At 63.9% G+C, this 8538-nt stretch carries 8 protein-coding genes; 2 read left to right on the forward strand and 6 right to left on the reverse strand.

Going from position 1 to position 8538, the window contains the following annotated elements:
• A partial coding sequence (gene mrdA / locus NP534_RS23730) for a penicillin-binding protein 2 (RefSeq protein ID WP_274100313.1) occupies positions 1-1109 on the forward strand: 1109 nt, incomplete at its 5' end.
• A 121-nt stretch (positions 1110-1230) separates the two neighbouring features.
• Here mrdA and NP534_RS23735 read toward each other — a convergent pair.
• The 5 genes from NP534_RS23735 to NP534_RS23755 all read right to left on the reverse strand — a co-directional run bounded on the left by NP534_RS23735 (position 1231) and on the right by NP534_RS23755 (position 6202).
• Complete coding sequence (locus tag NP534_RS23735) at positions 1231-1947, reverse strand: ABC transporter ATP-binding protein (RefSeq protein ID WP_274100314.1); 717 nt, start codon at positions 1945-1947, stop codon at positions 1231-1233.
• Positions 1944-2717, reverse strand: coding sequence for an ABC transporter ATP-binding protein (locus NP534_RS23740; protein ID WP_274100315.1), 774 nt, complete (start codon positions 2715-2717; stop codon positions 1944-1946). Before NP534_RS23740 ends, NP534_RS23735 begins: the two co-directional genes overlap by 4 nt.
• Positions 2714-3961 carry an ABC transporter permease subunit gene (locus NP534_RS23745; RefSeq protein WP_274100316.1) on the reverse strand — a complete coding sequence of 416 codons (1248 nt, stop codon included), beginning with the start codon at positions 3959-3961 and terminating at the stop codon, positions 2714-2716. The genes NP534_RS23740 and NP534_RS23745 overlap by 4 nt, the downstream gene beginning before the upstream one ends.
• Before the next feature lie 13 nt (positions 3962-3974).
• On the reverse strand, positions 3975-4913 hold the full coding sequence (locus tag NP534_RS23750; RefSeq protein WP_274100317.1) for a branched-chain amino acid ABC transporter permease: 939 nt from the start codon (positions 4911-4913) through the stop codon (positions 3975-3977).
• Between the two features lie 140 nt (positions 4914-5053).
• Complete coding sequence (locus NP534_RS23755) at positions 5054-6202, reverse strand: branched-chain amino acid ABC transporter substrate-binding protein (protein ID WP_274100318.1); 1149 nt, start codon at positions 6200-6202, stop codon at positions 5054-5056.
• Between the two features lie 330 nt (positions 6203-6532).
• Between NP534_RS23755 and NP534_RS23760 the strand changes: the two genes are divergently transcribed.
• Positions 6533-7255: a FadR/GntR family transcriptional regulator gene (locus NP534_RS23760; protein WP_274100319.1), complete on the forward strand. Its 723-nt coding sequence runs from the start codon at positions 6533-6535 to the stop codon at positions 7253-7255.
• 79 nt (positions 7256-7334) lie between these two features.
• Here the strand turns inward: NP534_RS23760 and NP534_RS23765 are convergent.
• Positions 7335-8538: NAD-dependent succinate-semialdehyde dehydrogenase (locus NP534_RS23765; RefSeq protein WP_274100320.1), on the reverse strand; the 1204-nt coding region annotated here is incomplete at its 5' end.

Genomic DNA, 8538 nt, shown 5'->3' on the forward strand with positions numbered 1-8538 from the left:
CCCTGGGCGATCGACGCGGCTCGGTGGTGGTACTGGACCCGGCCAACGGCGACGTGCTGGCGATGGTCAGCAACCCAAGCTTCGACCCCAACCTGTTCGTCAAGGGCATCAGCTTCAAGCAGTACGCCGCCCTGCGCGACTCGATCGACCGTCCGCTGTTCAACCGCGTATTGCGCGGCCTGTATGCGCCGGGTTCGACGGTAAAACCGGAAGTGGCCATCGCCGGCCTCGACAGCGGCGTGATCACCCCTGGCAGCCGGGTGTTCGACCCGGGCTACTACGAACTGCCCAACTACGCGCACAAGTACCGCAACTGGAACCGCAGCGGCGACGGCTGGGTGGACATGTACACCGCGATCATGCGGTCCAACGACACCTACTTCTATGACCTGGCGCACAAGCTGGGGATCGAGCGCCTGCACGATTACATGGCCGAGTTCGGCCTGGGGCAGAAGGTGTCGCTGGACATGTTCGAAGAAGCGTCCGGGCTGATGCCGTCCGCCGAGTGGAAGCGTGCCACGCGGCGCCAGGCCTGGTTCCCCGGCGAGACGTTGATTTTGGGTATCGGCCAGGGCTACATGCAGGTCACCCCGCTGCAGTTGGCCCAGGCCACCAGCCTGCTGGCGAGCAAGGGCGTGTGGCACCGCCCGCACCTGGCCATGACCGTGGGCGGCGAGACGCCGGTCGACCCCAACCCCATGCCCGACATCGTGCTGCACGACAAGCACGCCTGGGACCAGGTCAGCCAGGGCATGCAGATGGTCATGCACGACCCACGCGGCATCGCCCGCGCTTCGGCGGCCGGCGCCCAGTACCGCATCGCCGGCAAGAGCGGCACGGCGCAGGTGGTGGCGATCAAGCAGGGCGAGCGCTACAACCGCAACAAGACCCTGGAGCGGCACCGCGACAACGCCCTGTTCGTCGGCTTTGCCCCGGCTGATCACCCGAGTGTGGTGGTGGCGGTGATGATCGAGAATGGTGAAGCGGGCGGGCGCGTGGCGGGGCCTGTGGTGCGTGAGGTGATGGATGCCTACCTGCTGGATGAGCAGGGGCATCTGAAGCCGGAGTATGCGGGGAATGTGGCGAGCAAGGCGGTGCCGCATGGTTGATTCGCCGCAGCATTTTCAGCGCCTATGAGATCGAGCGCCGCGCGGGCGGCGCTCGATTTCCGCACCACGTCAAAACCCAACCCATGCACCTGGTCGACTCACCCCTCCCCCGAAAAGCGGCTCATTCCCCAAGGTAAGCCCGCTTCACCTGGTCATCATGCAGCAGCTCCTTGGCGCACCCTTCAAGGCTGATGCGCCCGCCGTCGATCACATAGGCGCGCTGGCAGGTCTGCAAGGCCAGCCGGGCGTTCTGCTCCACCAGCAACAGCGTCACCCCACCCTTGACCACCTCGACAATGGTCTCGAAAATCTTCTGCACGATGATCGGCGCCAACCCCATGGACGGTTCGTCCAGCAGCAACAGCTTGGGCCGCCCCATCAGCGCGCGGGAGATGGCCAACATTTGCTGTTCACCGCCCGACATCGTCCCGGCCAGCTGGTGAGCCCGCTCCTTGAGCCGCGGAAAAACGCCATACATGCGCTCGATATCGGCGCCGATCGCATCCTTGCCATCGCGCCGGGTAAAGGCGCCCATCTCCAGGTTCTCGTGCACCGTCAGCTTGGGGAAGATCCCCCGCCCTTCGGGCACTAAGGCCAACCCTTCGCGGATCAGGTCATGGCCCTTGATCGATGCATGGGCTTTGCCGTCAAAGGTGATCTTGCCGTCGCTGGGTTTCAACAAGCCCGCCAGGGTCTTCAAGGTGGTGGTCTTGCCGGCGCCGTTGGCACCGATCAAGGCAACCATTTCGCCCTCGCCCACCCGCAGGTTGATCCCCTTGATCGCCTGGATGGCGCCATAGCTGACCTTGAGGTCGTTCACTTCCAGAATAGGTTTCATGCTACCGCCTCCGCACCAAGGTACGCCTCGATCACCCGTGGGTCCCTGCGCACGTCCGCCGGCAGGCCGTCAGCAATCTTGCGGCCGAATTCCAGCACGGTAATGTGGTCGCACAGGCCCATGACCAATTTCACATCGTGCTCGATCAACAGCACGGTCTTGCCGTCCGCCTGCATCTTGCACATCAGCTGGCGCAGGCCTTCGGTTTCCGAGGCGTTCATGCCTGCGGCCGGCTCGTCCAGGGCAATCAGCTTGGGCTCGGTGGCCAAGGCCCGAGCGATTTCCAGGCGACGCTGGTCGCCATACGACAGGCTCTTGGCCAGCTCGCCGGCCAGGTGGGCAATGCCCACGTAGTTCAACCAGTGCCGCGCAGCCTGGCGGATCTCACGCTCTTCGCGCACGCAGGCCGGGGTCCGCAGGATGGCCCCGAACACACCGCTGCGGGTGCGCACGTGGCGGCCGATCATGACGTTCTCCAGCGCGGTCATGTTGTGGAACAGGCGGATGTTCTGGAAGGTGCGCGAAATACCCGCCTCCACCACCTTGTGCGGCTTGCTGATGCGCAACGGCTTGCCGTCGAACATCACCCGCCCCTGCTCGGCCCGGTACAACCCGGTAAGCACGTTGAACAGGGTGGTCTTGCCGGCACCGTTGGGGCCCAGCAGGCCACGGATCTCACCCCGGCGGATGCTCAGGTCGATGCCGTGCAACGCCTGCAGGCCACCAAAGAATTTGCTCACCTGGTGCAGTTCGAGAAGTACGTCGCTCATGCCTTGCCCACCTCTTTGGCCGGGAGTTCGAAAGAAGCTTCAGTCGCGGGCGCATGCACCGCAGTAGTGAGCGCCGCCGGCAGCGGCGCAAGCTCCGGGTCGGTATCGTGCAACTCGGCGGCGCGCCGGTTGGACGGCCACAGGCCCTCGGGGCGAAAACGCATCACCAGGATCAGCGCCAGGCCGAACACCAGCATGCGCAAGGTCGAGGCATCCAGCACGTTGCGCAGGATGTCGCGGCTGATGAAGGTGACGTTGTCCATGACCCACGGCTGGACCCAGTTGACCAGGTCGCGGAACAGCTCGGGCATCACCGAGAGAATCAGCGCCCCCAGCACCACGCCGCGAATCGAACCCATACCGCCGAGCACGACCATGGCCAGCACCATGATCGACTCCATCAGGGTGAACGACTCGGGGCTGACAAAGCCCTGGTAACTGGAGAACAGCACCCCGGACACACCCCCAAAGGTCGCGCCCATGGCGAACGCCAGCAACTTCAGGTTGCGCTTGTTCAGGCCCATGGCTTCGGCAGCCACTTCGTCTTCGCGCAAGGCCATCCAGGCACGGCCGATGCGCGAGACTTCAAGGCGCTTGGACAGCACGATGCAGAGGATGACGATGAACAGGAAGAACAGGTAGTAGCTGACCACCGGCGAGACATTCAGGCCGAACAGGCTCCAGCTCTGCTGCAACGACAGCAAGGGCGCGGGCGCCTCACCCACGGCATGCATCCAGGGCCCGGCGTCCATGTGCAGTGGCGCGATGTTGCTGATGCCTTGGGGGCCGTTGGTGAGGTTCACCGGCTGGTCCAGGTTGTTCATGAAGATGCGGATGATCTCGCCGAAACCCAGGGTCACGATTGCCAGGTAGTCGCCGCGCAGCTTCAGCACCGGGGCGCCGATCAGCACGCCGCAGATTGCAGCGGCGATCGCGGCCAGCGGGATGATCACCCACAGCGGCCAGTCCAGCACGCCGTCCACCAGCCCCGCCATGTGCAGATGCGGCGAGGCCAGCAAGGCATACAGGTAGGCACCGATGGCGTAGAAGCCGATGTAGCCCATGTCGAGCAGGCCGGCATAGCCGATGACGATGTTCAGCCCCAACGCCAGTAGCACATAGAGCATGGCGAAGCCCAGGATGCGCACCCAGGTGGGGCCCAGCATCGGGATGGCTTCGACCAGGAACGGCAGTGCCACGAAAGCGAGGATCAGCAGCAGGTATTGGGTCTTGAGGTTTTTCATGGGGTACACCTCCTCACGCCCGGTCGGCCTGGCGTTCGCCAAGCAGCCCGTTGGGGCGGAACAACAGCACCAGGATCAGCACCGCGAAGGCAAAGATGTCCTGGTAGTTGGCGCCCAGAAAACCGCCGGTGATCTGCCCGGTGTAACCCGCTGCGAGCGACTCGATCAGCCCCAGCAACAGGCCGCCGGCCATGGCCCCGAACAGGTTGCCGATACCCCCGAGCACCGCCGCCGAGAAGGCCTTGAGGCCCAGCAGCAAACCCATGTAGGCGTCGGCCTGGCCATAGTTGATGGCGCGCATCACCCCAGCGATTGCCCCCAGGCTGGCACCGATCAGGAAGGTCGCACTGATCACCCGGTTGATATTGATGCCCATCAGCCCGGCCACTTCCTGGTTTTGCGCGGTGGCGCGCATGGCCTTGCCCAGGCGGGTCTTGTCCACCAGCAGCCAGAGGCCAAGCATGATCACCACGGCGATCAGCATGATCGACAGCTGCACATTGGTGACGGTGGCGCCAAACACCTCGACCGGCCGGGTCTCGACCACTTCAGGGAAGGTCTTGTAGCCGCGCCCCCAGATCATCATCGCCAGGTTCTGCAGGACAATGGAGATACCGATGGCGAGGATCAGCGGGGTCAGCCGGGGCGCTTTGCGCAGCGGCCGGTAGGCGTACTTTTCCATGCCCTGGGCCAGCAGCATGCACACCACCACAGCGGCCATGATCGCCAGTAGCAAGGTGATGATGCCCGGGGCGAAACCTGCGCCCGCCAGCATCGTCAGTACCGAAATGGTGACCATGGCCCCGACCATCACCACCTCGCCGTGGGCGAAGTTGATCAGGCCGATGATGCCGTAGACCATGGTGTAGCCCAGGGCTACCAGAGCGTAGATGCTGCCCAGCACCAGGCCGTTGAGGACCTGTTGCAACAAGATATCGAAATTACCGTCCACGAGCTGAATCCTCGAAACTGCGTTGACGTCGGCGCGCGGCGGTACAGCGCCACGCGACCGACTGGCCTGGCAGGTGGAAAAAGTCTTGTTGTTATGTCGCAGGCGTGGGCCTGCTTGTTATTCGTGTGCTGCGGCCGGGGTCAGTCGCGCTCGACCGAGAGGGTCTTCCAGCCGCCTTCGGCGAACTGGAACACGGTCGCGGCCGGGCTCTTGAGGTTGCCCTGGTCGTCGAAGGCGATGGTGCCGGTCACCCCTTCGTAGCTTTCGCGCTTGAGCACGGGAAGGTAGGTTTTCGGCTCGGCGGAGCCAGCCTTGACCATGGCGTTGATTGCCGCCCAGGTGGCGTCGTAGGCGGCCGGCGACGACTGCACCACGCCCACTCCGAACTTGTCCTTGAGCTTCTGCTCGAAGGCCGCGCCCTTGGGCATTTCCAGCAGCGGTGTGCCGTAGTTCCAGGCGTAGGTGCCCTCGGCGGCACTGCCGGCCATCTGCTTGAACGAGTCGTTGGGCAGGTTGCCGATGTTCATGAAGCGCGCCTTCAGGCCCAGGTTCTTCATCTGCTTGGCCATGGGCGCCGCCTGGTAGTCGAGCGCGGCGAAGAACACCGCATCGGCCTTCTGCGCCTTGGCGGTGGTGAGGATGGCGTTGAAGTCGGTGGACTTGTCGTTGGTGTACTCGCGCACCACCACGTTGCCGCCTGCCGCCTTGACCGCCTTGGTCACCTCGTCGGCCAGGCCCTGACCATAGGCGGTGCGGTCATCGAAGATGGCGATGCGCTTGGCCTCGAGCTTGCCGACCAAGTAGTTGCCGGCGTAGCGGCCGAGGGTGGCGTCGTCGTTGACCACGCGGAACACCGAAGGGATGCCCTGGCGGGTCAGCGCCGGGTTGGTGGCGGAGGGCGAGATCTGCGGGATGCCGGCGGCGGCGTAGATCTTCGAGGCGGGAATACTGGTGCCGGAGTTGTAGTGGCCGATCACCACCGCCACTTTCGAGTCCACCAGGCGCTGGGCCACTGCGGTGCCGGTGCGTGGGTCGGCCACGTCATCTTCGGAGACCAGCTTGAACTGGGCGACTTTGTCACCGATTTTCAGTTGCTGCTGGTTGGCCTCTTCCAGCGCAATCTGGATACCATGCTCGACGTCCTGTCCCTGGTGCGCAGAAGGCCCGGTCAGGGGGCCGGCGAAGCCGATCCTGACGATTTCACTGTCTGCTGCGTTCGCCGTCCCCATGGCCATCAGCACCGTTACTGCGGTCGCGAGGGCAGTACGCCCTCCCTTATTCTTATTCATGCTCAGCTCCCAGTTGAAATTGGACGAACCTCGACATCGTTCAGCGCATGCGATTTGGCCAGATCGCCATCGCACTTGTAAGATAACAGTCAGCAGGCAACTGTCAATGGGTGTATGCTTCGGGAGTGGGTAAAATAATGTCTCCAACGACGAGCGATTCGCCGCCCGAAAACAGGGTCGCCTGACCACGTGGTCAGATGTTTGATAACATATGGCGACAACATCACCGCTGGTTGGCTACGGATCCCGCCGTGAGAGGTTTACGGGCTGCGCGCTACCTGCCGGAGAATCAACCGTGATGAGCCAATCAGTTTCAGGAGCAACTCTTTTATGAATGCGTCGTTAGGCACACGTCGCGCCAATCTGGCGGAAACCGTGATCCAGGAGCTGTCCAGCCGGATCGACAACGGCACCTACGGCCCGGGCGCCAAGCTGCCCTCCGAACAAGAGCTGTGCAAGGAATTCAATGTCAGCCGCCCAGTGGTCCGCGAGGCGGTGGCCTCCCTGCGCCTGGGCGGGCGCCTGATCGCCCGCCAGGGCGTGGGCGTGTTCGTGGTCGAACAGGACGTCAAACGCATCGGCTTTGCCATCGACAGCGTGGTCGATGACGTACGCGCTGCGGCGCAGATCCTCGAACTGCGCCTAGGCATCGAGACCGAATCGGTGGCCCGTGCCGCCGAGCGTCGCAGCCCGGCCAGCATGGCAGCGATTACCGAAGCGTTCGACCGCTTCAACTCGCTGGATGGGGCGACGGAGGAGGAAGAGGCCAAGGCCGATTTCGAGTTCCATCTGGCGATCGCGCGCGCCACCAACAACCCGCACTTCACCCAACTGCTGGAAGCGCTGGGGCCGGACATCATCCTTGACCTCAACCTAAAGCACGGCCAGGTGACCGGCAAGAACCGCCAGGCGCACATCAAGAAGATCGGCCGCGAGCATGGTGCGATCCTCTCGGCGATCAGCATGGGTGATGTGAACAGCGCGCGTACGGCACTGCGCAAACACCTCGAAGAAAGCCTGTCGCGCTACCAGCGGCTGCTCGACAGCAAGTAACTGCGCACCCTGGCAGGAGCGGCCTTGCAGCCCTATCGCGACGCAAGGCCGCTCCTACACAGTGCGCATTCGGCAGGGTTCAGAGGCCCAGGCAGACGTACTTGATCTCCAGGTAATCCTCGATCCCATAGCGCGAACCTTCCCTGCCCAGCCCGGAAGCCTTGACCCCGCCAAACGGTGCCACCTCTGTCGCCACCACCCCGACATTGACCCCGACCATCCCGTACTCCAGCGCCTCGGACACCCGCCACACCCGCCCGACATCGCGTGCATACAGGTAGCAGGCCAGACCGAACTCGGTGTCATTGGCCAAGGCAATCACCTGCTCCTCGGTGCTAAAGCGCATGATCGGCGCCACCGGCCCGAAAATCTCCTCGCGCACCACCCGCATGCCGGGCGTCACATCAGCCAGCAAGGTCGGCTCGAAAAACGCCTCGCCCAATGCATGCCGCCGCCCGCCGGTCACCACCCGCGCGCCAGCCTCCAGCGCCTCGCCCACCCGTTGTTCGACCCCCCTGGCGGCACGCTCATCGATCATCGGCCCAACCTGGGTATTCGGGTCATCACCCTGCCCCACCACCAGTTCTCGCACGCGTTCGGCAAAGCGCTCGACAAAACGCGCGTAGATCCCATCCTGGATATAGAACCGGTTGGCGCACACGCAGGTCTGCCCGCTGTTGCGGAACTTGGCGATCAATGCGCCTTCAACCGCCTTTTCAAGGTCGGCATCATCAAACACGATGAAGGGCGCGTTGCCACCCAGTTCCATGGTCACTTTCTTCACCGTCGCTGCCGACTGCTGCAGCAGCTGGATGCCGATCGGCGTCGAGCCGGTGAATGACAACTTGCGCACTACCGGGCTGGCCGTGAGCGCGCCGCCAATGGCCGACGAATCGCCGGTGACCACACTCAGCACACCGGCAGGAATACCCGCGCGCTCGGCCAGAACGCAAAGCGCCAGGGCACTGAAGGGAGTCTGCGAGGCGGGTTTGAGCACCAGTGTACAACCCGCCGCCAGCGCCGGCGCCGCCTTGCGGGTGATCATGGCGGCGGGGAAGTTCCACGGTGTGATCGCTGCGCAGACGCCGATCGGCTCCTTGGTCACGATCAGCCGGCGGTCGGCACTCGGCGAAGGAATGACATCGCCATAGATACGCTTGCCCTCCTCGGCATAGAACTCCACATAGGCTGCGGCAAAGGCGATTTCACCACGGGACTCGGCCAGTGGTTTGCCCTGTTCGGCGGTCATGATGCGCGCCAGGTCTTCCTGGTGCGCAAGGATC

It is taken from the genome of Pseudomonas sp. 39004, assembly GCF_028682155.1.
In the GTDB taxonomy this organism is placed as follows: Bacteria; Pseudomonadota; Gammaproteobacteria; order Pseudomonadales; family Pseudomonadaceae; genus Aquipseudomonas; species Aquipseudomonas capeferrum.